The organism is Rhodococcus sp. YH3-3 (genome assembly GCF_001653035.1).
In the GTDB taxonomy this organism is placed as follows: domain Bacteria; phylum Actinomycetota; class Actinomycetes; order Mycobacteriales; family Mycobacteriaceae; genus Rhodococcus_F; species Rhodococcus_F qingshengii.
This window is the reverse complement of sequence record NZ_BCWH01000001.1, coordinates 2,246,194-2,271,423: the sequence shown is the minus strand read 5'-3', so window position 1 is coordinate 2,271,423 and position 25,230 is coordinate 2,246,194. Positions and strand designations below refer to the sequence as shown.

Genomic DNA, 25,230 nt, shown 5'->3' with positions numbered 1-25,230 from the left:
TGAAGATAGAAAAGACGGAAAGATCGAAGGGTTCCGATGACCGACACCAGCCACACCGTTGCACCGGACGAGAGCCGACACTATGTCGAGCGACTCTCACTCGTACTGAGCGACATGGGTTTTCCGCCGATGCCCGCCCGCGTCTGGGCCGCGTTGATGACCAGCGAGACACCCTCGTCCACGCCAGGAGATCTCGGATCTCGGTTGGGAGTGAGCCCCGCCGCCATTTCCGGAGCCGTCAGATACCTCCAGCAAGTCGGATTGATCGAGCGTGTGGCCGTCCCCGGATCGCGGCGTCAGCACTACTGCGTCAGCGTCGACATGTGGGCCGACGCGTTTGTCACGAAACAGTCCTCGCTCTACCAGGTCTCGGCAGTTGCGGACGAGGGCATACGAGTCCTCGGTGAAGGAACAACCGCCGGCGATCGTATGGCAGATCTGCGCGACTTCTTCGACTTCATGGCCGCGGAAATGCCGCGAATGCTCGCGGACTGGCGCTCCCGGCGAAAAGACCGGACACCTGGCAGGTAACTTCAGGTTTACCCGCAATTTCGGCGGGGTACCTCAATTCTCGTTCCAGCATGGTCAGGTGCGGTGTAATCGAGGAGTTGCTGATGAAGCTGTCGATCAGGGGCGCGAACACTTCACCGACTCCACCCTTCGCGCGTACCACTTCACCCGAAACCTGTGAACGATCGATTTCCCTGAATCGCACCGCCGCCGAGGCATTCGCCGGTGATCACCATGCACTGTCGAAACTACTGGCCCGGTTGCACCCTCGCGTCGTTCTCTACTATCGCGCCAGACTCCTCGGGACGCCCGTCGCGACATTCGCCGACGATCTCGCCCACCAATGCACCCTGGACGTCGTCACACGAATGTCCGACACGATCTCGGCCGACACACGCATCGAGACCTTCGCGTACGAGTTGGCCTCTCGACGAATTGCGTCAATTCCCCAGTCACGCAACATCGACGGACAATTCAAACGCCCGCGTCGCCTGACCGACGACCAACGTGAGGTTCTGGTACTACGAATCGCAGTGGGTCTGACTGCCGAGATGACCGCGTCGACTCTGCGCACAACTCGTTCGAGCGTGCTCCTCCTACAGCATCAAGCGCTGCGCGCCTGGACGGTCTCCGAGCAGAGCTAGATCAGACCTTGCTTACTCGCGGCATAGACGGCCTCTGCTCGACGGCTCACCTCGAGTTTGCGCATGATGTTGCTGACGTGAAACTTGACGGTGGTCGGTGAGATGAACAATCTCTCACCGATCTTGATGTTGGACAAGCCGTTTGCGAGGAGTCTGAGCACTTCGAGTTCGCGATCGGTCAATCGTTCTTTCGACGACGACTGCCCGTTGAGCGATCGCACGACAGCTGACGCGCTGCGCGAATCGAACGCACTCTCACCCCGCGAGACCGCCCTGATCGCACGCACCAATTCGGTGGTGTCGACGTCTTTGACGACATAGCCGCGAGCACCCGCGTGCACCGCTCGCACCACCAGTTGATCGTCGAGAAACGTGGTGAGAACCAACAGTCCGAGGCCGGGATGCGCCGAGGACAGCTGGCCACACAGGGTCAGTCCCTCGTAGTCCGAACTGGCGGAGAGTTTGAGATCCATCAGGACGATGTCCGGGCCGACCTTGTCGACCACGGCGAGTGCCTCGGCGAGGGACGACGCCTCCCCCACGATCTCGAGATCGCTTTCGCGCTCGAGAACCGAGCGGAGCCCTTGCCGCAGAATTGCATGGTCGTCGACCAGGACGATTCGAACCAATCCCAGAACCGGCGATGCTCCGCGGGTGATGACGGGACGCGCAGTAGTCATGATTCCTCGCTCTCGATTTCAGTGGTGGAGCAAAGGTTTTCCATGCCCGAGTCGAACGGCAGTGGTAGTCGCACGAGAATCTGAATCCCACCGATCCGCGCGCGCCGTACTTCGAGCGCACCACCCAACTCGAGTGTTCGCGCCTGCATGTTCGCGAGACCGCGATGGCGGCCGTCGACGTCGTTGGTGGCTGCGAGTTTGAGGATCAGACGCATTCGCGCAGGGTCGCCGTCACCGTCGTCGGAGACCGACAGCAACACGGAGTCCGCCCGATAGGTCAGACGAAGCACCGCCCGATTCGCGTGAGCATGGACCGCTGCATTGAAGAGCGCTTCCCCCGCGATCCGGAGAAGAGCGTGTTCGGCATCGCCCGGAAGTTCGGTCGGGGTACCGCCGACGCGAACGCTCACCGCCAACTCGTCCGGCATGTGAACCACGCCGAGCTGCTCGAGCATCTCGGGCAACGACGTCCGGTCCGCGTCCGACGAATGATTGAGCGCGTAGATCGCCGAACGAAGCTGCTCGACCGCCCTCCTGGTCAAATCCTTTGCCAAGTCCAGTCTTTCACTGCGTTCAGCCTCCGGGATGTCACTCCGGCAGACCTCGATCTGCATGCCGGCCGACAACACCGCCTGTGTCACACTGTCGTGCAGTTCGCGGGCGATCCGGTGACGTTCGTCGTCGACCACTTGGTGCCGGTGCGCCACTCCGAGTTGACGCTGAGTGGACTCCAATTCGCTGTTGCGCACCGCAAGGTCGGCTGCAGTACGATTGGCCTCCGCATACGCATCTTCGGCACGCTCGAGCAGTAGTTGTCCGCGCTGATAGAGCGCCGAATTCTGCAGAGCCACAGCAGTCTGGCTGGCCAGAATGCTGAGCACGGCTCCGTCCGTCGTGTCGAGGGTTCGGTTGGCCGGCGTCCAGGCCGCAAAGGCACCTACCACGCCGCCACCGAGCACGATCGGCACAAACGCGTAGTGCGCGTCGATCACCGAGTTGGATTCGATTCTTCCGTACCGGATGTCGTCGAGGCATTCGACGACATCCTCCGGAAGTGGCGGCCCCTCGACGTTGTCGACCAGAAAAGGGGTGGCGTCCGGGCCGAGAACCAGTCGCCGTGGTCCGGCGTCGGGCAAAGTTCCGTCAGCCAAGGCGAAGACCATCCAGTTGGCACTCAGATGCGCACGGGCAGCTTCCGCGACCGCGCAGACGAGGGTTTCCGGCCCCTCGACGGTGCGCACCAAAGCCCGCGAGATCAACTCCAAGGCATGCACGACGCGTTCGAGGCGCTCGGCCGCACCGCGATACTGCGGGTAGAACGAACTCTTACCCGATCGTAATCCGGTGAGCCGGGACAGGTCCGCGGTCATCGCCTGCACCAATTCACAGCGGCCCTCTTCACAGCGTCCATCTTCACAAGGCACCTCGGAACAACGCCACCATCTGTTCCTGCGTCGCTTCCCTGGGATTGGTGGACATGCAGGCGTCGAGCAACGCGAAGCTGGCGAGCCTACTCAGGTCTTCCTCGCGAACACCCAACTCCCCCAGCCCCTTCGGCACACCGACCTCCCGTGCGAGACGTTCGACCCGGTCGGCCACTGCCAGCGCTGCTTCCTCCGGGGTGCCGCGTTGCTCGGGAAGACTCAGTGCCGCAGCGATGGCGACAAAGGGGGCGGCGTCCGTGGTGGAATTGAACCGGATGACGTGGGGCAAGAGAATTCCGTTGATGACGCCGTGCGGAAGGTCGAGCATGCCGCCCACCTGATGGCTCATGGCGTGCGCGGCTCCGAGTATCGCGTTGGTGAACGCCAACCCGGCCTCGAGGCTCGCCTGCGCCATCACCGATCGAGCTTCCATCTCCATCGGGTCCTGGATCGTGTGCACCAGATTCTCGGTCACGAGGCCGACAGCGCGGAGCGCGTGATGATCGGTCAACGGATTGTGCGCCAGTGAGACGAAGGCTTCGATTCCGTGCGTCAGTGCGTCCAATCCTGTTGCCGCATTGAGCCACTCGGGCATCGTCGTGAGCAACCGCGGATCGATGACCGTCACATCTGGAACCAGCGCCCGGCCGATGATGGTGATCTTGGTGCCGCGGGTCGTGTCCGTGACGATGCAGAACTGCGACACGTCCGCGCCCGTGCCGGACGTGGTGGGAACCATCACCAACGGCGGGATCGGTTTGGTCGCCTGATCTACCCCCTCGTAGTCGAGTATGTTGCCACCGTTGGCAGCGAGGACGGCTACACCTTTAGCCGCGTCGATGACCGAACCGCCGCCGAGCGCGATGATGACGTCACACTCGCCTTCCTGGTACACCTCGAAACCGGCCGCGATCTCGAAGTCCTTGGGATTGGGCGTCAGCCCTGACCACACCGTCGCCGTCAATCCCTGCTCCGTGAGATGGTCTTCGAGTTCGCTGACCCACCCCGCGTCGATCAGACCGGGATCGGTGACCAGGAATGGTCGGAACCCGCCGAACCTCAGAGTCGCGTGTGCTGCCTCGACCAGGGAACCGATACCGAAGACGATCTCGGGGGCGTGAAATTTGACCAGTCGAGCAGCAGTGCCGCGGCGATGAACACCGTGGTTCACAGCATCCGGGTATGCCACGGACACGACCCCACTCTCCTCTCGCTGCTCTGAGATCTCCGGTCGGGATTTCGCATCCGTCGCTCTCAGCGCATCAACTCCCACGTGCACACACTGGTGTGATCCACCTTACAATCGCTGGCCCCGAGCCTACGCGGACAGCAGACGGGGCACACCCACCGAAGGAGAGGCGCTTACCTACCCGTTCGGGCAGGTAAGGCGTCTCGGGAAAATGAATGGCGCGGCGAGAAGGTCCCGCTGTACTTTCGGTTGCGGCCAGAGTGGCCCGTAGAACCGATTCAGAAGGTGTTTATGACCCAGCCCGCGCCGAGCGCGCCTCTCGCCCCTGCACTGCCGGCAACCTCGAGGGTCACATGCTGATCCTCGAACCGTCGGACTGACAGCCGCGAGGCCCCCTCGGCCTGCTCCTACTGCTTTGTTCACTCAGCTAGGAGTTCTCCAGTGCCTCAATCACACAATTCCATCTCGAAAACCGACACCTTCTCGTGCATTCAGTGCGGACTCACAGTCATGACGTACGGCCCCGATGGTGATCGCCGAAACCACTGCCCCAGTTGCCTGCATTCCCGACACCTGTTCGACCAGGTGAAAGGTGGACCGTCGGACTGCGGAATGCGGATGGCTCCCATTTCGATCGCAGTACTGCGCAGTGGCGATTGGATGATCATCCACCGCTGCGCACAGTGCCTCGAGCTCACCTCCAACCCCGTCAGCCGAGACGACAACCAGTTGTTGTTGATGAGAATGGCAGTGCGGCCGCTCGCGCACCCGCCCTTCCCGCTCGAAGCCTTCGGCGACTTGTGAGGAGGAATCAGATGCCACGTAGGAATCCCAGCACCCGCCCGCGGCGGGCACCGCAACGGGCCAAGCACGTACTGCACGGAATCGGTGGAGAACAAGGATCGAGCTTCCGTTGTCTCACATGCCGTTTGGACATCTCCACTGCGGCGCCGGGTACCGCTCATCGGAACCACTGCCCGAACTGTCTGGCCAGCCGCCACGTGGACGGTCGCGTTCCGGGCGACCGAGCACAACAGTGCCGAGGTGCCATGGCGGCGCTCTGCCTGTCGGTCCGTCAAGACGGTGAATGGATGCTCGTTCACCAGTGTGTCGAGTGCAATACGTTGAAAGTCAACAGGATTGCCGGCGACGACAACGTCTTGGTCCTGCTGCGCTTGGCGCTACGTCCGTTGGCAGACCCTCGCCTGCGCTCGCGCGCGTTGCTAGCGCTCTGATGATTCGTCCGGTGTACTCGCGCGGCTCTGCGCACGATTACACCGGACGAAGACCACGAACACGATCCCGGCGAGCAAGCCCACCGCCGTCGGTCCGAGGACCAGTCCCGAGTACAACCACGGGGCAGGTTCTGCCGGAAAGAGGTCCATGAATATGGGTCCGGTGTATGTCGGTTCGGAAAACGGCTCCCGATAGGATCCTCCGGTGAGAATGTGCGGTGACGCCAACGACTTCCACCACCACTGAAACACGCCGAGCGCCACAACCCCACACACGGCGCCGAGCACTGTCAGCGCCGCGATCGGTCGCCAGATCGATCCCCTGATTTCGGACACGAGATCAAACTAGTTCACGACAGATCGCGCAGTGACATCGGTGAAGTGCACTGACATCAGCGAAGTGCGTGCCCCAGCTCGGCGGCCTTTGCCATCAGTTGCGCGGCATCTCGGGCAACAACAACCTCGTCGCAGATCTCCGAATACTCCGGCATCGCGCACGATGCCTGGTTCCAGTAACGCTGTGGTTCAGGCGTGATCCAGGCCAGACGGTGGACCTTTCGGCGGAGTTCCTCGAGCTTGTCCACCTGCGGGGGCAACCCGTTGCACCGACCGTCGCCCACGATGATGACAGACGTCCGTGAGTTCAAGGTGTTTCCGTGCTCGTCCAACAATTCTGTGAGCACCCGCCCGTAATCGCTGCTGGCTTCCAGATCCAGACCCGGGTGCGCGAGTACCGCGGCCAGTGCGCCGTCACCACTACTGGCGAGAAGGGTGTCGGTCACGTCGACCGGACGATCGACGAAGGCGAGGACTTCACAACGATCTGCTCGGCGATGCATTGCCTGAGCCAAGCGCAGAGTGAACGCGGTGATGGGGCGCACGGACAGCGACACGTCGGCGATGAGAAGTAGTCGAACACGATCGGGGCGAGGAGCTTTCACGACGAGATGGAAGGGTATCCCGTCGGTGCGCAGGCTCGAACGCACCGTGCGCCGCATGTCGAGATGCCCACGAGAGCGCTCACGGGGCCGAGGTCTGGACGGTCCTCTCATCCGCCGAAGCACTTCGTGGCACGCGAGTTCGATGTCGTTGTGCGTTGCGCCCGCGGCAGATTCACTGTCGGGCGCATCGGGAGCGGTTTCGGCGAGTGCAGCTGCCGAGAGTGCTTGCACGAACGCTTCGACCGCCTCGACGAGCCGGTTCAATTGTGCTTGCGTCAACGGCCCGTCGTCGGAGACATCTGCATACGCTTTGCTCGGGTCGTAGGCATCCAACCAGGCGAGGATCGACGTCGGATCGTCCCAGGACAACGAGCCGACCACTGCTGCAGCAACACTGGTGCTCAGGTCACCGACCACCGCCGATGCTGCACGGTCCACGTCGACCGTGTAACTGACTCCGCGTCGACCGGTCTCCGAACCGGTATCGACCGACAGTTCGGCATCGCTCGACGTCATCGACACATCGTCGTCGTCCTTGTGCGGGTTGAAGCCCTTCTCCGCTTCCGGAGTGTCGAAGTAGTCGCCGACCTCGGCCGCACGCTCGTTGTACTCGGCGTACCGACCAACTTCTTGATCCTCGTCGATCCCCAGCGCGGTGGGCAGACCGTCCGCCACCTCGGCGCGCGAACCCATCCGCTCGCCGTGCGCTTTGCCTGCGGCCGGCCGGAACAGCGCGTCGAATGCCCGATCGAAACCGGCCTGCTCGTGAGAGTACTTGGCGCACACTGCCCGAAGACATGCTCGCAACGTCTCACGATCCGAAGCGCCGACCATCGCGAGAACACGCCGAACCTCGATGACCTCGGCCGGTGACGCGGAAACTCCGGCCGCCCTCAGCAATCGGCCGAAACTCGCGGACACCACGTCGAGAACAAACGACGGTTGCCACACAGCAAGGCCACCGAGCGTCGTCATCGCGTCGAACGGATTCCGCTGCCGCCGCGGATTCCCTGTTGATGTGGGTCACGCCCACCCGTGCCCCGGAACACGGCCGTCGTCGTGTTGGCGGGTTTGCTTGCCACCGTGGACCGCTCGATCGGCTCGCCGCCGTCACGCGACGGTGATTCGAGACGCTTTCCGTCGAATCGTTCCTTGGCCAGCGTCACATCGGACGAGTACTTGAGCAACGCCGTGAGCAGGATGTCGCGCACCTTGGCGTCGGAAGCGGTGTCGAATCCGCCGGCCGCGAGCACTGTTGCCGCTCTGGCCGCGTCGATGACCTCCGAGATGGACGGACTCTTGCGCAGCGGGAGGTCACGCAGGATGCGAGCCAATTCGACGACCTCGGTGGCCGTAGCCGAATCCACCTCCGGCGCTCGGGCCGTGACGATCTCGCGTTCACGCTCCGACGTCGGATAGCCGAGATGGTAATGCAGACAACGACGCTTGAGTGCGGGCGAGAGCTCGCGGGTGTCGTTGGACGTCAGAATGACCCAGGGCTGCGAGCGGGCAACGAACGTACCGACCTCGGGAATGGTGACCTGCTGTTCGGCGAGAATCTCCAGGAGCAGTGCTTCCATCGACTCCTCGGTGCGGTCCACCTCGTCGACCAGAAGTACTACCGGATCGGGTGAGAGGATTGCTTCGAGCAGCGGCCGTACGGACAGGAAGTTCTCGGAGTACAAACCGAAATCCTGATCGGCCAGAAACTTGGACGCTTCGGCGACGCTGTCGAATTCGGAAACCTGATCGCTGATCCGGTCGCGGAGCATCTGCACGTGCAGGAGTTGCTTCGCGTAGTCCCATTCGTACAGGGCGCGATTGTCGTCCAGCCCTTCGTAGCACTGCAATCGCACCAGTTTGCGGCCCCCGATCGCAGCCAGAGACTTAGCCAGTTCCGTCTTGCCGACACCGGCCGGCCCTTCGAGCAGGAGCGGGCGCCCCAGCGCCGTCGCCAGATGAACGACTACCGCGAACTCGTCATCGGCAATGTAGTCCTGCTCTCGCAGAGCATCTTTCACTTCGATTCCGCTGGAGAAACTGCGACCGGACATGGAACACCTTTCATGGGGGGCAAGCCCCTGTGCGCCTTTTTGGTAGTGCGGGCTACCAAAAAGGCGCACGGGGCCGAAGGCCCTGCTAGAAGTACGACTTGTTGATCGCGTGATCGACAACCGGGATCATCGACTCCACGGTCACCTCACGGGGATTGCCCGGGGTGCACCAGTCGTCCTGAATGTGCTCGGAGATGGCGCGCACAGTCTTCTCGTCACCCTTGATGACATCACCACGGCCCTCGTACTTCTTGGTGTTCATCTGGTTCTTCGCGTACGAGTCGGTGCGAACCTGACCGAAGTTGTCGGGGATACCGACGTCCTTGGCCAGACGGATGGCAGCCTCGACGGCAGCATCCGCGGCCTGAACCGTGGTGAGGTTGCGAGTGTCGACACCGAGTGCGCCGGCCAACTGGGCGTAGCGCTCGTAGCGCGAAGGCAGGTTGTACTCCCACACACGCGGCAACGCGATGGCGTTGTTCAAACCGTGGTGGCTGTCGAAGAAGGCACTGACCGCGTGCGAGATCGAGTGAACGATGCCGAGGCCACCGGAGTTGAAGGCCTGCCCGGCAATGTACTGCGCGTTCATCATTCCCTCGCGGGCCTTGAGGTTGCGCGGCTCGAAGACGGCCTCGCGCAGGTTCTTCGCGACCAACTCGACCGAGTAGATCGCATTACCGAGCGAAGGTGCGAAATCGAGACGAGACACGAAAGGCTCACTGCCGTGCGCGAGTACGTCGAAGCCGCAGTACGCGGTGAAATGCTGAGGGCAGGTGTAGTAGAGCAGCGGATCGTCGATCGCCAGGGTGACGATGGTCGCCTCGTCGAAACCCACCCACTTGTGCGGGTTGTTCATGTCCGACGTGTCGGTGATGACGTACGCCCACGACGTCTCGGAACCCGTTCCGGCCGTGGTGGATACGGCGATATGGGGCGGGTTCTCCTTGTTGGTGGACTTGGCGAAGCCCTCGAACTCGTTGATGTTGCGACCGTCGTGTGCGATCACGACGCGAGCGCCCTTGGCGGCGTCGTGGCTCGAACCACCGCCGATCGAGATGATCGAGTCGCACTTCTCCTTCTGGTAGAGAGCCGCGGCCTCCATGACGTTGTAGTCCTTGGGATTCGACTCGACCTTGTCGTAGAGCACGACCTCGACACCCTGGTACTCGATCTTGCCGACGAGTTCCTCGATGATGCCCGAACCGCGCAGACCGGTCGTCATCAGAAGGGTGCGCTTGAAGCCGAGGTTCTTGGCCTCCACCCCGATGATGTCGTGAGCGCCCACACCCATCAGGGCGCGAGGGAAGGGGTGGAACTCCTTGATGGGAAAGTCCCAGATCTGGTTGAGCTCGATAGCCATCGGTATCTCCTCAGGGATGTGCACGAATGTGACTGCGGGAGGGATTCGAGCCGATTCTTTGTGACCGGCGTCTCACCTGGTTCCCACTGTGTACCGACAAACAGCCCGTGCACAGACTTCGGCAGCTCAACCGCCCGGACGCCGCCCACGAACCGCCCGTTCGGGCAGGTCGACGCCACCCCGGACTGCCAGGACGGCTGGATCAGACCGCCGTGGTTCCCGCTGATCGGGAACGTGTTGCTCGGCGACTACGATCCCCAGTAGCTTTTCATCACTGCTAACATTGAACTAGAACACGTTCTAGATGTTGCACTTCACTGACCTGCGCTTTACCCAGCTTCACGAGAGGACTAGCTTCGCGATGACGACAGTCGAGGTACCGCACAGCTCGCGATCGGCGGTACTCACCGTGTCCGGAGTCATCGAAGAGACTTCCGACGCCCGGTCGCTGGTGTTCGAGATTCCCGCAGAACTGAAGGACAAGTTCGACTACAAGCCAGGTCAATTCCTGACCCTGCGCATCCCGAGTGATCAGACCGGCTCGGTCGCACGCTGCTACTCGCTGGCCAGTTCACCCTTCACCGACGACGCCCCCAAGGTGACCGTCAAGCGAACCGTCGACGGCTACGGCTCCAACTGGTTGTGCGACAAGCTCCAGGTCGGCGACACCATCGAAGTGCTGCCGCCGTCAGGTGTCTTCACGCCCAAGTCGCTCGATCACGACTTCCTGCTCTTCGGTGCAGGCAGCGGTATCACTCCGGTGATCTCGATCCTCAAGTCCGCCCTCACGCAGGGCAGCGGCAACGTCGTGCTCATCTACGCGAATCGCGACGAGAAGTCCGTCATCTTCGGCGCCGAACTTCGCGAATTGGCAGCGCAACACCCCGGCCGCCTCACCGTTGTCCACTGGATCGAAACCGTGCAGGGACTCCCCGCCGTCTCACAGTTGGCGACACTGGCCAAGCCATTTGTCGCGTACGAGGCCTTCATGTGCGGTCCGGGCCCCTTCATGGACGCCGTCCACAAGGCACTGGCAGAGGCCGGCATGCCCCGCACGCAGGTTCACGCCGAGGTCTTCAATTCACTCGCGGGTGACCCGTTCCGTGACGTCGAGGTAGCCGAGGTCTCCGACGAGGAAGCAGCCGACGCCGCAACCGTCGAGGTCGAACTGGACGGTGAAACCCACACCCTCGTCTGGCCGCGCAAGCAGACGCTCGTCGACATCATGCTCGCCAAGGGCCTCGACGTGCCGTACTCCTGCCAGGAAGGCGAGTGCGGGTCGTGTGCCTGCACCGTCACCGAAGGCGAAGTTCAGATGGACAACTCCGAAATCCTCGACGCCGAGGACGTGGCGAACGGCTACATCCTCGGTTGCCAGGCGAAGCCGATCACCGATCACCTGAAGATCGAGTTCTGAACCCTGCTTCGATGCATGACGGCCCCTGATTCCCTGCGGAATCGGGGGCTTTGTCATGTTCGGAGTCTCCCGAGTCATCTCCCGAGTCATCTTCCGAGTCCCGCCGCGAAACCCACGCAGGCTCCGTTGTGGGCAACCTCCACAGCGCAAGAATCAGTGCGAGGGTCACGATCAGGAAACCCTCACGAAGGACCAACCCGAACGGCAGCAGGAGCGGTGACGTCTCGATGAACTGCTGCCCCATGCTCGGCCCGCAATAGACGACGGCCAACCCCACAGCGGCCGCACCGAACTGCAGCGGCGATCGAAGCCGAAAGAGAACCGTGACGGCAGCAGGCACGAGATACACCCAGTGATGAATCCAGCTGATCGGCGAAAGAATCGGCGCGCTCAATCCGATCACCAACGCCGCATCGACCGCTCGCCCGACGCGATAGACATCTCGGGCGATCCATAGCGCTACCCCCGCGCACAGCACGGTCGACGGCATCGCCAGAGACGCTGTCCATGGGCCCAGCGCGGCAAGTCCGCCCTGCAGCGAACTGTTGCCGGCACTCGCGATCGCCTGCCCGCTCAAATCCACCCGGTCGCTGAGGTTCCAGACGACGTCCGACCAGAAGGTCCAGCTGACGGCCGGGTCCACCACTGCTGCGACGGCGGTCGCCGCGGCAAATCCGATCGAACTCCAGATCGCGAGTCGCCACTGCTTCGTGACGACGAAGTAGACGATGAAGAGAGCCGGAGTCAGCTTGATCGCGGCCGCGACGCCAATCAGCAGTCCTCGCGGAAACCACCGGCCGAATCTCGAATCCTCTCGGCGAGTCACGTCGAGCAGTACGAGCACCATCAGCACCAAGTTCACCTGGCCGAATGAGATGTGCGCACTGACAATGGGAGTCACCGACACGGCCAGGACCAATGCCGCCATGACGAGCGGCCGCTTGGGGACGCGAGCGGGAGTGAACCTCGCAACCGTCCACACCAACGCCGCGATGCACAATCCCGACCACAGCAGATAGGCAGTCCACCAGTCGAAGAGGACAGTCGGCCAGAGGAAGATCACCGCGAACGGGGTGTAGGTGAACGGCATCCCTTCGTCGACGATCAACGGGCCGACGAGATTGCCCTCGTAGATGTTCGATCCCGCTGCGAACGCCTGGGCAGCGTAGCGGTAGACGAGAAAATCAACGGGTTCGACGGCTCGAACGGAGTACACGAGATAACACAGAGCTGCGACGCCGGCAGCGATCAGTGAACCGATCGTCACAATTCGAGACGCCTCGACACGGGTGGCGGGCATACCGAGAATCGTCCCACAACCTACCGAGCGGTACTTCGCTAGCGGGCCGCCCGGAAGTGCGCTCGCTCGTCTGCGGTCAGGTGTTCGCACGCGTAGCTCAGCGCCGTGCGTCCCATGTCTGCTGCATTCTTCGCGAGGAAACCGGTCAACAAATCCCGGTCCACCCGCTTGCCCACCTCGCGGAGCATCCAGCCCATCGCTTTCTGGGTCAGGTCTCGTCGATCACCCAGCACCCGCGCGGCAAGCTCGAGCGTGGTCGACCCGTCGCCGCGAGTGATGAATCCGTACGTCGTCAGCAGCGCCACCCGTCGTCGCCACAGGTCACCCGAATCGGAAAGCTCGAAGATCAGCCGGCGATCTCGGTCGTACAGCCAGCCGCCGAGGATCTGTCCGGCGGACGAATCCACGAGATCCCAATTGTTCACCCGCCCGTCCTCGACAGCGCTGAGATAGAAGTCGGCGATGCGGGAGCGACTCTCGTCGTCGAAAAATTTTGGGCGACTGACCTTTTCGAATCGAGCAACAAGGATCAACAGACCGGCCAAGCGATGCTCGTGGACGTCGCTGTCGAGAAGGAGGCGTACCTGAGGCAACTCGAGACCGACATGCTTCTTCACCACCGAACGCGTCTTCGGTACTCGCACGCCGATGAAGACGTCACCCTCGCCGTACTCCCCCGGCGCTGTCTTGAAGAACTTCTGTAGCTGGACGGCATCCGCGGGATCCGCGAGGTCGGCCAACTGTTCGATCACGTCCTGGGCACTCGATTGCGTCACCCCAGAACCTTCTCACGGGTCGTCTGTGCGGACTCTTCGATTCTCTCAGCGTCCTCACACCGTGTGCCCTGCTCGGCCACAGGTCGGCAGACGACACTCGAGGACAGTCAGTGAAAGGACCACCCATGATCACCGCCGCTATCGCATTCACCACTCTCACCCTCATGGCACTCTCGGGACATATCGCGGCCAGCGCTCCGCGCGGGCTCGTGGCAATCCGGACGAATAGTCACAAATCTTGATATTCGAGCCTCCACATCGCCTCTAACTGCAACGCGAATGCAATTGGCGGAGAGTTGATCTCGATCTGCCGCGGGCGTGTACTACAGGTGGACACACTCTCGTCTTTGGAGGTCTCGTCATGAAGTCGTGGAATCGAATGCAAGATGCCGTCGCGGTGGTTCTCGGCGTCTTTGCGGCTCTCTCGCCGATGTGGCTCGACACCACCGATCGGGCAATGTGGTCACTCGTCGTCCTGGGTGTCCTGGTTGCACTGTCGGGTCTGGCGCACATGGCACGTCCGGACATGGCCATGGCGGATTACGCGATGGGCGTTTTCGGCGTCTTGATGTTCATTTCACCCTGGGTCATGAGCTTCGACGCTCTACGCGGTGCGTCGTGGACGGCCTGGGTGGTCGGGGTCCTGACCGTTGTGGTCGCGGTGAGTGCGATGCCGGTGATGAGTGCGCGGATGCATCACGGGGGTCACGGCGGAGTAGCCGCCCATTGACAGAGCGGAGTAGCCGCCCATTGACAGAGCGGAGTAGCCGCCCATTGACGGAGCGGAGTAGCTGCCCATTGATGAATGGCTGGCTGCAGGCTGGATCAGGCTTTGATCGCGCCCAACAACCGCCCGGCGTCGAAGGCTTCGGCGCTGGGCGGTAGCGCGCCCGGACGTCCGCTCACGAAAACCTCGACGGTTCCCGATCCTTCACCCGCGTCACCGAGCCCGTCGATCCGCCGCAGGGTCTGTCGTGCAACGGCTTCGGCACTGTCGAAGAGTGTGACACCGGCGGGTAGCCGCGCTGCGATTTCGTCCGCGAGCAGTGGGTAGTGCGTGCAGCCGAGGACAACGCCGTTGACGTCGTCCGGCGTCCGGGCCACTGCGGATTCGATGGCTGCAAGTGCGGCTGCACGATCACCGAGGTCTATCGAATCGGCCAAGCCGTGGCACGGCACCCCGACGACTTTGGCGCCGTTGCCGAACTGTTCGATCAGATCGGCTTGGTACCGGCTGGCAGTCGTCGCGGCGGTAGCCCAGATCGCCACTGAATCGCACGCGGCGGCCGCGGGCTTGATCGCGGGCACCGTTCCGATGACCGGCACACCCGGTCCGACCAGTTCGCGGACGTGTGGGAGAGCGGTGACGCTCGCGGTATTGCATGGAAGAACGATGACCTGAGCCCCACGATCGAGGCTCCGCCGCACCGCACCGAGTACCCGGTCGACGACCCACGGCTCGGGCTTGGGCCCCCAGGGGGCGCCGTCCGGATCGAGGGACAGCACAAGATCGAGATCCGGGCGCAGGCGTCTGAGCCACGCAGAGGTAGGGAGCAGGCCCAGTCCCGAGTCGATGAGTGCAACGATCACCGCACAAATCTATCGCCTCGGAACCGGTCCTGCCTCATCCGTTCAGGCCGGTGTGGACTCCAACACGTCCGAGATGGGCGTGCCGGCTGCGATCTTCGCGCGCATCTTCATCACAGCTCCCGCGCTACCGCCGCCGACGACAGCTGCCAGCACACCGTCGCGCTCGTAGTATGCGACGAACTTTCGGCCGTCGTCCTTCACGATGTGAACGGTGTCCGTGGGTGCGACGGTCCCCAATGCCTGGATCTTGACGTCGTACTGATCGCTCCAGAAGTACGGAACCTGCGCCGGCGCGTCCGGATCACCCGTTCCGGTGATCGCTCCCGCCAGGATCTTGGCCTGGTCCCCAGCATTGGTCCAGTGTTCGACACGCTTGCGTCGATCTCCGATCTGCCAGGACGCGACGTCGCCGACCGCCCAGACGTGTTCGGTGCTGGTGCGGCCGACGCCGTCGCAGAGCACTCCGTTGTCGAGTTCGATCCCCGAACCGTCGAGCCATCCCGTGACCGGCACCGAACCGACTCCGATCGCGACCACGTCGACCGGGATTTCCGAACCGTCACTCAAGGTCGCAGCGGCAACCGCTCCGTCGCCGGACAACGAGGTCAAGCCCGTACCGACTCGGACGTCGATGCCCTCGTTCCGATGCAGACGTTCGACGAGGGCGCCGACGGTGGGGCCGAGCACCGACGCCAGCGGCGTCGGCTGGGGTTCGAGCAACACGACGTCGACGCCGTGAGACTTCATGCTCGCGGCCAGTTCGCAGCCGATGAAGCCGGCCCCGACGATCAGCGCACGCTTACCGGGAGCAAGGTCGGCGCGGAGGGCCAACGCTTCCTCGATGGAGCGCAGAACGTGCACTCCGGACAACTCCGGAAGGCCGGCGATGCGACGCGGAGTCAGTCCGGTCGCGATGACCAACTCGTCGTAGTCCAGGGTGGATCCGTCGGCGAACGCCACCGACTTGGCGACCGTGTCCACCGAGGTTGCCGGCGAACCGAGCTTGAGATCGACCTTGTTCTCGACGTAGAACTCGGCCGGACGCAAGGTCGTCTCGTCCTTGTCGCCGCGGATCACTTCCTTCGACAACGGAGGCCTGTCGTAGGGCAGATGCGTTTCCCCACCCGCGAGCGTCAATTCACCTTCGAAACCCGCTCGTCGCAGTTCCTCGACGGTCCGCAGTCCCGACAAACCCGCACCCACGATCACTATCCGTGCCACCACGTACCACCCTGTCCGACCCACGTCACTTGCAGCGCTCACTATGAACGCCGTCACTATTTGCCTCCGACTCTGCCATACCAAATGCCGGAGTAGGTGTGGTGCATCCCGCATGGTCACCTACCAGTCACTACAGTTGGAGGTACTTCAGACGCACGCACTGACACATGAGCAGGGAGCCCCCATGACCAGCGATTCCAGTGAAAAGAACAGCGTCCGATTCGGCGCCGACGGTGGCGCGGAACTAGTCAGCACCCAGGGTAAGACGATCATCGCCGACGCCGTGGTCGCCAAGATCGCCGGTATCGCGACCCGCGAGATCAACGGCGTGTACGACGTCGGCGGGGGCACAGCGCGTGCGGTGGGGGCACTTCGCGACCGCATACCGGGCGCCCGCGTCAACCATGCCCAGGGCGTGGCGGTGGAGGTAGGCGAGAAACAAGCCGCCATCGACATCGGCATTGTCGCCGAGTACGGCGTCGCACTCCACGAACTGGCGGTAGGTATCCGCCGCAACGTCATTGCCGCAGTAGAAAGCATGACGGGTCTCGAGGTCACCGAGGTCAACATCACCGTCTTCGACGTCATGCTCTTCGAGGATGCAGAGAGCGGCGGCAGTACCGATCCGGAAGCCAAGCCGAGGGTTCAGTGAGTACCGCCGACGCCGGCCGCGAGATCGACGCGGCCGAGGTAGTCGCCGACGCGGTTCTTGCCATCCCGGAAGTGGCAGATCTGCACGGAGGACAGTTCGGCGAAGTGGGAACCTACCTCCCCGGACGCCGCATCACCGGCGTCGTCGTCGACGAAAACTCCTGTGCTGTACACATTTCCGTTCACTATCCGGCAGACGTTCGCAGCGTCGCCGAACGCGTACGAGCGGTGGTGGCGAGATTGGTCGACGTACCGGTGAACGTGACCGTCGGCGACCTGTCGACAGCGGGATATCTACCCGTTGATGCCGAAAATGCAGTCACCGAGCCTGCCACCGTCACAGACATTGCACCGAACATTCGAGAAGGGAACTGACATGAACAGCACCACCGTCGGACTGCTGGTCGGTCTGCTCCTCGCACTCGCCGGAATCATGGGTGGGTTCAGCGGTTTCGTCTTCGCAGTCCTGCTCGGCGCCGCCGGTATGGCGATCGGAGCACACCGCGACGGACATCTCGACCTCGGCGCGATCCTCCGAAGCCGTGGCCGTGGCTGAGCCGTCCGATCCCAGCGCAGCGGACGATCCTGGTCTACGCGGCTCCTTGGTCATCAAGGACCGTGCGATGGCCAAGATCGCCACGGCCGCAGCGGTGAACGTCCCGGGGGTGGTCCGCCAGTCCGGTGGCTTGACTCGCCTGACAGGACGCGACCTTCCGCGAGCCGACATCTCGATGGGTAGCGACGCCGTCGCCATCAATCTCTTCCTCGCCGTGTCCTGGCCGTGTTCGGTCACCGAGTTGACCGGCCGGGTGCGAACGGAAGTCGGACGCAGCGTCGAATCGCTGACCGGGCTTCCACTCCACGACATGAACGTGATGATCGCGGCAACCGAGGGTTCTGACGACTCCTGTGTTTCCGGCGTCGAGATCGCGGAGGGCCCGGCACAGCAGGCACTCTCGGATCCGATTCCGCCGCGTGTCCCCTCTGCGAACCCGGCGGCCGCAGTTTCGGCCGTCGTCATCGCGTGTGGTCTACTCGCACTCGCCTTCGTCGTCTCGCGCGAATGGTTCATCAACCGTGGAACTTTCGAATCGGCACCCTGGATCCGAAACTCCGTGGAGTGGACGTCTCGTCTGCACTGGCAACCGTGGCTACTTCCGGTGGCAATCGCTGCCGTTGTCGCGGGTGTTGTCCTGATAATGTCGGCGATCAAACGCCGTGCGAAAACCCATGTCCCACTCGGGAACCCGAGCGCATCGACGGTGTGGATGCGGCCGACTGACATTGCACGTCTGTGCAGTAGCCACGCAGCGGTCGTTCCCGGCGTCGGCTCGGCTCACACCAGCGTCGACCGTAAACACGTCAAGGTCCACATCGAATCGACCGGTGGCGATCGAGCTGAACTTGCCGCAGCCGTCGACGCGGCGGTTCGGCCTCATCTCGCGATACTGCAGCGGCCACTGCAACTTTCGGTTGTCGTGCGAGAAACTGTAGTACGACGAAAGGACGCCTCGTGAACCGTTGGATCTCCGTGGTCGATCGGATCATCGTCCTCATCGTCGGAATCGCGTTGCTTGCAGCGGGCGCATACGCCATCGCGTGGGACGCGGGCGCGTCGCTGATTCGAACCTGGGTGTCACGCCTCGATCGGGAGGTCCTCTTCGGCCTTCCGGAGGAGCCGTGGTGGCACTGGGTACTGTCGGGCACCTTCGTCCTCTGTGTCTTCGCCGGTCTCGGGCTGTTGTACCTGAACCTTCGCCGGCGCCGCACAAGCGCAGTCACATTGCGGCACAACGAATCCGGTACCGACGTCAGCGTGGATCTCGGACCCGTCGCAGACGGCGTAGCGGCCGAACTCGCTCAGCTGACCGGCGTGCGGAGCACCAAGAGCAAAGCGACGGTCGATCGCGGACTGCCGACGCTGTCGATTGTCGTCACTGCAGATCCGTCGATCGACGTCGCCGGATTCACCGCTTCGGCCGAACGCATCGCCGGCGCAACCAGGCGCAGCCTCGACGGCTCAACCGTCGCAGTACAGGTTCTGCTGCACCTCGACAGGGTGGAAGCCAACAAGTAAGTAAGAAGCACGCAGGCACCCGATCACCGAACACTCGATCACAGGCCACTCGATCACAGACACAGAAAAGGCGCTCACTCCCCGAAGGGAATGAGCGCCTTTTCAGTGCTGTGAATCAGCTAGCGAGACAAGAGTCTCACTTGATGATCTTGGCAACCTTGCCGGCGCCGACCGTACGGCCGCCTTCGCGAATTGCGAAGCGCAGGCCCTCGTCCATGGCGACAGGCTGGATCAGCTTGACGGACATCTCGGTGTTGTCACCGGGCATGACCATCTCGGTGCCCTCAGGCAGCGTCACGACGCCCGTAACGTCCGTGGTACGGAAGTAGAACTGCGGGCGGTAGTTGTTGAAGAACGGGGTGTGGCGGCCGCCCTCGTCCTTCGACAGGATGTATGCCTGGCCCTCGAACTCCGTGTGGGGAGTCGTGGTGCCCGGCTTGACGACAACCTGTCCACGCTCGACATCTTCGCGCTTGATGCCACGAACGAGCAGTCCGACGTTGTCGCCGGCCTGGCCCGAGTCGAGCAGCTTGCGGAACATCTCGATACCCGTGACCGTGGTCTTGGTCGAGGTTTCCTTGATGCCGACGATCTCGACCTCTTCGTTGACGTTGACAACGCCACGCTCGATACGACCGGTGACAACGGTGCCACGGCCGGTGATCGTGAAGACGTCCTCGACGGGCATGAGGAAGGGCTTCTCGGTCTCACGAATCGGGTCCGGGATGGACTCGTCGACAGCAGCCATCAGGTCGAGAATGGACTGCGTCCACTTCGGGTCACCCTCGAGTGCCTTGAGTGCCGAGATCGGAATGACGGGGGCTTCCTCGTCGAATTCCTGAGCGGCCAGCAGTTCGCGGACCTCCATCTCGACGAGCTCGAGGATCTCGTCGTCGTCAACCATGTCGGCCTTGTTCAGGGCGACGAGGATGTAAGGAACGCCAACCTGGCGAGCGAGCAGGACATGCTCGCGCGTCTGGGGCATCGGGCCGTCGGTAGCTGCGACGACGAGAATAGCGCCGTCCATCTGAGCTGCGCCGGTGATCATGTTCTTGATGTAGTCGGCGTGACCCGGTGCATCGACGTGCGCGTAGTGGCGCTTTTCCGTCTGGTACTCAACATGCGAGATGTTGATCGTGATGCCACGAGCCTTTTCCTCGGGAGCCTTGTCGATCTGATCGAAGGCCGAAGCCTCGTTCAGGTCGGGGAATGCATCCGCGAGAACCTTGGTGATGGCCGCCGTCGTCGTGGTCTTGCCGTGGTCGACGTGACCAATGGTGCCGATGTTCACGTGCGGCTTCGTCCGCTCGAACTTCGCCTTCGCCACTTTGTGTCCTCCTGGACTGTTGTTGCTTGCCGTATGCAGCAGTGCGGTTGGTTGTTACTAGGTCGTGCTTCGTGCCGGAAGAAACCGAGGTTACTTGCCGGCGCGGGCTGGGGAGCTCGCTGTGCTTACTCGCCCGTCGCCTTGGCGATGATTTCCTTCGAGACGTTCGCGGGAACCTCTGCGTAGGAATCGAACACCATGGAGAAGTTCGCTCGGCCCTGGGTCTTCGACCGCAGGTCACCGATGTAACCGAACATCTCCGAGAGCGGAACCAGCGCCTTCACGACACGGGCACCACTGCGTTCCTCCATGGCCTGGATCTGGCCACGGCGGGAGTTGAGGTCGCCGATCACGTCGCCCATGTACTCCTCGGGCGTTGTGACCTCGACAGCCATGAGCGGCTCGAGAATGACGGGGCCGGCCTTGCGGGCGGCTTCCTTCAGTGCCTGCGAACCGGCAACCTTGAACGCCATTTCCGAGGAGTCGACGTCGTGGTAAGCACCATCGAGCAGCGACAGCTTCAGGTTCACGAGCGGGTAGCCGGCGAGAACACCGTACTGCATCGCGTCCTGCGCACCGGCATCCACGGAGGGGATGTACTCGCGCGGGATACGTCCGCCGGAGACCTTGTTCTCGAACTCGTAGGTAGCACCGTCTTCGCCCACGAAAGGCTCCAGAGCGATGATGACCTTTGCGAACTGGCCCGAGCCACCCGTCTGCTTCTTGTGGGTGTAGTCGTGCTTCTCGACCTTCTTGGTGATGGTCTCGCGGTACGCAACCTGCGGCTTACCGACGTTCGCCTCGACCTTGAACTCGCGACGCATGCGGTCGACGAGGATGTCGAGGTGGAGCTCGCCCATACCGCCGATGACGGTCTGACCGGTCTCTTCGTCGAGTTCGACCGAGAAGGTCGGGTCCTCTTCGGCGAGCTTCTGGATCGCGACGCCCAGCTTTTCCTGGTCGGACTTGGTCTTGGGCTCGATGGAGACCTGGATGACCGGCGCGGGGAACGACATCGACTCGAGGACGATGGGGCTCGCCTGATCGCACAAGGTGTCACCGGTGGTGGTGTCCTTGAGGCCGATCATTGCGTAGATGTGGCCGGCTACGGCCTCGTCTACCGGGTTCTCCTTGTTGGCGTGCATCTGGAAGAGCTTTCCGATGCGCTCCTTCTTGCCCTTGGTTGCGTTGAGCACCTGAGCACCCGGATCGATACGACCCGAGTACACGCGGACGAAGGTCAGCTTGCCGAAGAACGGGTGAGCAGCGATCTTGAAGGCGAGAGCCGAGAACGGCTCGTCCTTGCTCGGCTTGCGAGTGATCTCTACTTCTTCGTCACCGAGCTTGTGGCCGATGACCTCGCCGATGTCCAGCGGGTTCGGAAGGTAGTCGATGACAGCGTCGAGCATGGGCTGAACGCCCTTGTTCTTGAACGCGGAGCCACAGAGAACCGGGTACAGCTCGGAGGCGACCGTCATCTTGCGGATGGCGCCCTTGATCTCCTCGATGGTGAGCTCTTCGCCGCCGAAGTACTTCTCCATGAGAGCTTCGTCGGACTCTGCAACCGTCTCGAGCAGCTTCTCGCGGTACTCGGCAGCCTTCTCGACGAGATCCGCGGGGATCTCCTCGATGGTCGGAGCGGTTCCCGTCGGGACCACGCCGCGCCAGGTGATGGCCTTCATCTCGACCAGGTCGACGACGCCGTCGAAGTCGTCCTCAGCGCCGATGGGCAGCTGGAGAACGAGCGGCTTCGCACCCAAGCGGTCGATGATGGTCTGGACTGTGAAGTAGAAGTCCGCGCCCATCTTGTCCATCTTGTTGACGAAGCAGATGCGCGGAACGTCGTACTTGGCAGCCTGACGCCAAACCTGCTCGGACTGCGGCTCGACACCCTCTTTACCGTCGAAGACAGCAACTGCGCCGTCGAGCACGCGCAGCGACCGCTCCACCTCGACCGTGAAGTCGACGTGGCCGGGGGTGTCGATGATGTTGATCTGGTTGTTGTTCCAGAAGCAAGTCACGGCGGCAGACGTGATCGTGATGCCGCGTTCCTTCTCCTGCTCCATCCAGTCCGTCGTCGACGCACCGTCGTGCGTCTCACCGATCTTGTAATTGACACCGGTGTAGAACAGGATGCGCTCGGTGGTGGTGGTCTTGCCGGCATCGATGTGCGCCATGATGCCGATGTTGCGGACCTTGTTCAGGTCAGTCAGCACTTCCTGTGCCACAGGTTTCTTCCCCGCTCGTTGCTTGGTTTTCGGGTGTCGGCCTTATCGGTGTGTTCCACCGTCAGGGCCATGGTCTTTCAATTATGTCTCTGCCGAGGCGAACCTGGCCACCTGCGTCCGGAATCCGTCGCGATGATCAGGCCGCCAACGGCGACAAGCGTCGGAGCCCCACCCGATGGCAGTTGCTCCGACGCTTTACATCACCAGCGGTAGTGGGCGAATGCCTTGTTGGCTTCGGCCATCTTGTGAGTGTCTTCGCGACGCTTCACAGCTGCACCGAGGCCATTGCTGGCATCGAGGAGCTCGTTGGCGAGACGCTCGACCATGGTCTTCTCACGACGTGCACGCGAGAAGGTGACCAGCCAGCGCAGTGCCAGCGTGGTGGAACGACCGGGGCGAACCTCGACCGGCACCTGGTAGGTAGCGCCACCGACGCGGCGGCTACGAACCTCGAGTGCAGGCTTGACGTTGTCCAGGGCGCGCTTGAGGGTGACGACCGGATCGGTGCCGGTCTTCTCGCGTGCCTGCTCGAGAGCCTGGTACACGATTCGCTCTGCGGTGGACTTCTTGCCGTCCAGCAGGATCTTGTTGACGAGCTGCGTCACCAACGGGGAACCGTAAACCGGGTCGTTGATGAGCGGGCGCTTCGGAGCGGGGCCCTTACGTGGCATTAGCTCTTCTCCTTCTTGGCGCCGTAGCGGCTGCGTGCCTGCTTGCGACCCTTGACACCCTGGGTGTCGAGGGAGCCGCGGATGATCTTGTAACGGACACCCGGGAGGTCCTTCACACGACCGCCACGGACGAGCACCATGGAGTGCTCCTGAAGGTTGTGACCTTCACCGGGGATGTACGCGGTGACCTCGACCGAAGTCGTGAGGCGAACACGTGCGACCTTACGGAGCGCGGAGTTCGGCTTCTTGGGGGTGGTGGTGTACACGCGAGTGCACACGCCACGACGCTGCGGGCTGCCCTTGAGGGCTGCCGTCTTGACCTTGGCGGTCTTGTCGCGGCGACCCTTGCGGACCAGCTGGTTGATGGTTGGCATTTACCGGCTTTCTTGTGACGAACAGACTGCTCGAGCGAACTCGGGCCGTTCGAAAACGTGGCTGTTCTGAAATTAGGGATCTAGCAGTTGGAGCAAGAGAGCTGCTGCTCCTCACCCACCTCAGAGTCTGTACTCAGCACTTTCATGCCGCGCACTGCCCCCGAGGTCGGGCGTGTCGCATACCCCCACACAGGCAGCCGGATGCTCGTTCATCAGCAGTTTCTGCTCGAACGCGCGCACGGCAATACCTAGCTAGGCACACAGATCGGCCCGGGCATGCCGGACACGACCCATAACGATACCTGTCGGCGCGCCACGAGGTCAAAGCGAGGCCACGGTGATAGTGACCTCACGCTCTGACCAGACACTCTGGCTGCACACTCAGACCACGCAGCCGGACCGGTCGCGATCAGATGCTGCGGTTCAACGTCAACGCGCCGAGCTTTGCCGCAGCCTCGCACGGATCCGCGCCGCCTTGCGGCTCGGTGACCCACCAACCGAACACTCCCCCGGCCGGTGCGCTCGCGCTCACCCCGCAGCTCTGCGGATCGGCCGGCTGGCGAACCTGGTACCCGCCACTGCCGTTGATGTCGATTTTCGCCACCACGTATCCCAGGTGCTCGAATGCAGCGCGCTCGTGATCGAGGGTGCCCGTCTCGAACCAGTTGAAGGTGATCTTGATCGGACCCGCAGCTCCGATGCCGTCCCAACGGCAGATAGCGCCGAAGAACCCACGCCCGACGGCGTCGGCACCCACTGCGCCGGCGATCTGCTCGTCGGTGACGGCTTCGCATTCTTGGAGGACGTTCGCGAATTCCTGGCTGTCACTACCGCCGTAGCTGCCCTCCGCACGGGGAGTCCCGGTGACCACCGAGCCGCAGCCTGTCAGCAGAACCAGCGACCCCGCCAAGGCGTGTCCGATCCTTATGCGCTTCACGGCGCCCTCGAACTTCACTGTGCCCTCGAAACTGTTTTTTCCATCAGATCCCGCGCCACCGTGCATGGATCCGCGGTCGGTGGCAGCAAACCGTAGGTGATCGACCAGTGCACGAAGTCTCCGCCGAACGCGATACCCAACTCGCACAACGAACCTGCCGTGGACGCGATGAAGCCCTGGTGTCCACCGATCGTGATGTCGTCGGCAGGACGTCCGAGCAGGTCGGACCCGGCCCGTTCGCGGCCGATCGGGCTACCGCGGTACCAGGAGAAACTGACGCTCGGACCGTTCGAACCGGCGACTTCCCACTGGCAACCGACGCCGTTGCGCGTCGTCGTCGCAAAAGCGCCGAGATTGAAGGCGTTGACAACTTCCTCGTCGGTCACCGAGCCGCATTCGGCGAACATCGGGCCCGGATCCGTAGGTGCGAGTGCCTGCGAACCCGCACCGTCGCCCGGCTGATCGACGGACCCGTCGCCGGAGCTGCAGCCGACCACGGCCGAGAGCACGGCAGCCGAGACCAATACCGAAGTCCCGATCGAAGTGAGAGTGCGTGCGGCCATGGAGCCGACTGTACTTCTCGGTGGCCCCCGACACACGCCACGTGCGCGTCGAGAGCACCGG

28 protein-coding genes are annotated in these 25,230 nt (G+C 62.8%); 11 read left to right on the top strand and 17 right to left on the bottom strand.

Going from position 1 to position 25,230, the window contains the following annotated elements:
- The first annotated feature begins 36 nt into the window (after nt 1-36).
- Nucleotides 37-531 (top strand): GbsR/MarR family transcriptional regulator, encoded by a 495-nt coding sequence (locus YH3_RS10740; RefSeq protein WP_007728322.1) that lies wholly within the window; start codon nt 37-39, stop codon nt 529-531.
- A gap of 83 nt (nt 532-614) precedes the next feature.
- Nucleotides 615-1,154 (top strand): hypothetical protein, encoded by a 540-nt coding sequence (locus YH3_RS10735; protein ID WP_064443509.1) that lies wholly within the window; start codon nt 615-617, stop codon nt 1,152-1,154.
- Here the strand turns inward: YH3_RS10735 and YH3_RS10730 are convergent.
- Genes YH3_RS10730 through YH3_RS10720 form a run of 3 tightly spaced genes read right to left on the bottom strand, consistent with a single transcriptional unit; the run spans nt 1,151 to nt 4,453 of the window.
- On the bottom strand, nt 1,151-1,834 hold the full coding sequence (locus YH3_RS10730; RefSeq protein WP_042453153.1) for a response regulator transcription factor: 684 nt from the start codon (nt 1,832-1,834) through the stop codon (nt 1,151-1,153). The genes YH3_RS10735 and YH3_RS10730 overlap by 4 nt on opposite strands.
- Complete coding sequence (locus YH3_RS10725; RefSeq protein ID WP_064443332.1) at nt 1,831-3,204, bottom strand: GAF domain-containing sensor histidine kinase; 1,374 nt, start codon at nt 3,202-3,204, stop codon at nt 1,831-1,833. Before YH3_RS10725 ends, YH3_RS10730 begins: the two co-directional genes overlap by 4 nt.
- A gap of 43 nt (nt 3,205-3,247) precedes the next feature.
- On the bottom strand, nt 3,248-4,453 hold the full coding sequence (locus YH3_RS10720) for an iron-containing alcohol dehydrogenase (protein WP_003942060.1): 1,206 nt from the start codon (nt 4,451-4,453) through the stop codon (nt 3,248-3,250).
- A 435-nt stretch (nt 4,454-4,888) separates the two neighbouring features.
- Between YH3_RS10720 and YH3_RS10715 the strand changes: the two genes are divergently transcribed.
- Together YH3_RS10715 and YH3_RS10710 are read left to right on the top strand one after the other, a co-directional pair.
- Nucleotides 4,889-5,251 carry an RNHCP domain-containing protein gene (locus tag YH3_RS10715; protein ID WP_064443331.1) on the top strand — a complete coding sequence of 121 codons (363 nt, stop codon included), beginning with the start codon at nt 4,889-4,891 and terminating at the stop codon, nt 5,249-5,251.
- Between the two features lie 11 nt (nt 5,252-5,262).
- Nucleotides 5,263-5,682 carry an RNHCP domain-containing protein gene (locus YH3_RS10710; RefSeq protein WP_037129880.1) on the top strand — a complete coding sequence of 140 codons (420 nt, stop codon included), beginning with the start codon at nt 5,263-5,265 and terminating at the stop codon, nt 5,680-5,682.
- Here the strand turns inward: YH3_RS10710 and YH3_RS10705 are convergent.
- The 4 genes from YH3_RS10705 to mdo all read right to left on the bottom strand — a co-directional run bounded on the left by YH3_RS10705 (nt 5,671) and on the right by mdo (nt 10,037).
- Nucleotides 5,671-6,018: a hypothetical protein gene (locus YH3_RS10705; protein ID WP_064443330.1), complete on the bottom strand. Its 348-nt coding sequence runs from the start codon at nt 6,016-6,018 to the stop codon at nt 5,671-5,673. The two genes, YH3_RS10710 and YH3_RS10705, sit on opposite strands and share 12 nt — an antisense overlap.
- A 56-nt stretch (nt 6,019-6,074) precedes the next feature.
- Complete coding sequence (locus YH3_RS10700) at nt 6,075-7,598, bottom strand: VWA domain-containing protein (RefSeq protein ID WP_064443329.1); 1,524 nt, start codon at nt 7,596-7,598, stop codon at nt 6,075-6,077.
- Nucleotides 7,595-8,677: a MoxR family ATPase gene (locus tag YH3_RS10695; protein WP_054187807.1), complete on the bottom strand. Its 1,083-nt coding sequence runs from the start codon at nt 8,675-8,677 to the stop codon at nt 7,595-7,597. Before YH3_RS10695 ends, YH3_RS10700 begins: the two co-directional genes overlap by 4 nt.
- Nucleotides 8,678-8,762: 85 nt before the next feature.
- A complete protein-coding gene (gene mdo, locus YH3_RS10690; protein ID WP_003942095.1) occupies nt 8,763-10,037 on the bottom strand; it encodes an NDMA-dependent methanol dehydrogenase in 1,275 nt (424 codons plus the stop codon).
- A gap of 361 nt (nt 10,038-10,398) precedes the next feature.
- Between mdo and YH3_RS10680 the strand changes: the two genes are divergently transcribed.
- Entirely contained in the window at nt 10,399-11,454 is a 1,056-nt protein-coding gene (locus YH3_RS10680) for a ferredoxin--NADP reductase (protein ID WP_003941851.1), read from the top strand.
- Here the strand turns inward: YH3_RS10680 and YH3_RS10675 are convergent.
- Nucleotides 11,426-12,754 (bottom strand): glycosyltransferase 87 family protein, encoded by a 1,329-nt coding sequence (locus YH3_RS10675; RefSeq protein WP_007728378.1) that lies wholly within the window; start codon nt 12,752-12,754, stop codon nt 11,426-11,428. The genes YH3_RS10680 and YH3_RS10675 overlap by 29 nt on opposite strands.
- Nucleotides 12,755-12,792: 38 nt before the next feature.
- The gene (locus YH3_RS10670; protein ID WP_007728380.1) at nt 12,793-13,530 is read right to left on the bottom strand and encodes a DNA alkylation repair protein; all 738 of its coding nucleotides are present in this window, start codon (nt 13,528-13,530) and stop codon (nt 12,793-12,795) included.
- A gap of 361 nt (nt 13,531-13,891) precedes the next feature.
- Here YH3_RS10670 and YH3_RS10665 point away from each other — a divergent pair, with 361 nt between their 5' ends.
- Complete coding sequence (locus tag YH3_RS10665) at nt 13,892-14,260, top strand: SPW repeat protein (RefSeq protein ID WP_003941901.1); 369 nt, start codon at nt 13,892-13,894, stop codon at nt 14,258-14,260.
- Between the two features lie 95 nt (nt 14,261-14,355).
- On the opposite strand, the gene YH3_RS10660 is transcribed toward YH3_RS10665, so the two are convergent.
- Both YH3_RS10660 and YH3_RS10655 read right to left on the bottom strand, forming a co-directional pair.
- Entirely contained in the window at nt 14,356-15,120 is a 765-nt protein-coding gene (locus YH3_RS10660; protein WP_003941981.1) for a glutamate racemase, read from the bottom strand.
- A gap of 42 nt (nt 15,121-15,162) precedes the next feature.
- A complete protein-coding gene (locus YH3_RS10655) occupies nt 15,163-16,341 on the bottom strand; it encodes an NAD(P)/FAD-dependent oxidoreductase (protein WP_238592553.1) in 1,179 nt (392 codons plus the stop codon).
- Nucleotides 16,342-16,525: 184 nt separating this feature from the next.
- Between YH3_RS10655 and YH3_RS10650 the strand changes: the two genes are divergently transcribed.
- From YH3_RS10650 to YH3_RS10630, 5 genes are read left to right on the top strand one after another with little or no spacing between them, the layout of a single operon-like run.
- Nucleotides 16,526-16,993 (top strand): Asp23/Gls24 family envelope stress response protein, encoded by a 468-nt coding sequence (locus YH3_RS10650; RefSeq protein WP_003941912.1) that lies wholly within the window; start codon nt 16,526-16,528, stop codon nt 16,991-16,993.
- Nucleotides 16,990-17,367 (top strand): hypothetical protein, encoded by a 378-nt coding sequence (locus tag YH3_RS10645; protein ID WP_042453130.1) that lies wholly within the window; start codon nt 16,990-16,992, stop codon nt 17,365-17,367. The genes YH3_RS10650 and YH3_RS10645 overlap by 4 nt, the downstream gene beginning before the upstream one ends.
- A 1-nt stretch (nt 17,368) precedes the next feature.
- On the top strand, nt 17,369-17,548 hold the full coding sequence (locus YH3_RS10640) for a hypothetical protein (RefSeq protein WP_003942043.1): 180 nt from the start codon (nt 17,369-17,371) through the stop codon (nt 17,546-17,548).
- Nucleotides 17,535-18,509: an Asp23/Gls24 family envelope stress response protein gene (locus tag YH3_RS10635; protein ID WP_007728390.1), complete on the top strand. Its 975-nt coding sequence runs from the start codon at nt 17,535-17,537 to the stop codon at nt 18,507-18,509. The genes YH3_RS10640 and YH3_RS10635 overlap by 14 nt, the downstream gene beginning before the upstream one ends.
- Nucleotides 18,506-19,069 (top strand): hypothetical protein, encoded by a 564-nt coding sequence (locus YH3_RS10630; protein ID WP_064443328.1) that lies wholly within the window; start codon nt 18,506-18,508, stop codon nt 19,067-19,069. The genes YH3_RS10635 and YH3_RS10630 overlap by 4 nt, the downstream gene beginning before the upstream one ends.
- A 136-nt stretch (nt 19,070-19,205) precedes the next feature.
- Here the strand turns inward: YH3_RS10630 and tuf are convergent, their stop codons facing one another.
- The 6 genes from tuf to YH3_RS10600 form a co-directional block, all read right to left on the bottom strand.
- Entirely contained in the window at nt 19,206-20,396 is a 1,191-nt protein-coding gene (gene tuf, locus YH3_RS10625; RefSeq protein ID WP_003941926.1) for an elongation factor Tu, read from the bottom strand.
- Nucleotides 20,397-20,521: 125 nt separating this feature from the next.
- Nucleotides 20,522-22,624, bottom strand: a complete 2,103-nt coding sequence (gene fusA, locus YH3_RS10620; protein ID WP_007728394.1) for an elongation factor G — start codon at nt 22,622-22,624, stop codon at nt 20,522-20,524.
- Nucleotides 22,625-22,824: 200 nt separating this feature from the next.
- Nucleotides 22,825-23,295, bottom strand: coding sequence for a 30S ribosomal protein S7 (gene rpsG / locus YH3_RS10615; RefSeq protein ID WP_003941856.1), 471 nt, complete (start codon nt 23,293-23,295; stop codon nt 22,825-22,827).
- Complete coding sequence (gene rpsL, locus YH3_RS10610) at nt 23,295-23,669, bottom strand: 30S ribosomal protein S12 (RefSeq protein WP_003941908.1); 375 nt, start codon at nt 23,667-23,669, stop codon at nt 23,295-23,297. The genes rpsG and rpsL overlap by 1 nt, the downstream gene beginning before the upstream one ends.
- 409 nt (nt 23,670-24,078) lie before the next feature.
- Nucleotides 24,079-24,624, bottom strand: coding sequence for a DUF3558 domain-containing protein (locus tag YH3_RS10605; RefSeq protein WP_064443327.1), 546 nt, complete (start codon nt 24,622-24,624; stop codon nt 24,079-24,081).
- Nucleotides 24,621-25,169, bottom strand: a complete 549-nt coding sequence (locus YH3_RS10600; protein ID WP_003941874.1) for a DUF3558 domain-containing protein — start codon at nt 25,167-25,169, stop codon at nt 24,621-24,623. Before YH3_RS10600 ends, YH3_RS10605 begins: the two co-directional genes overlap by 4 nt.
- Between the last annotated feature and the right edge of the window lie 61 nt (nt 25,170-25,230).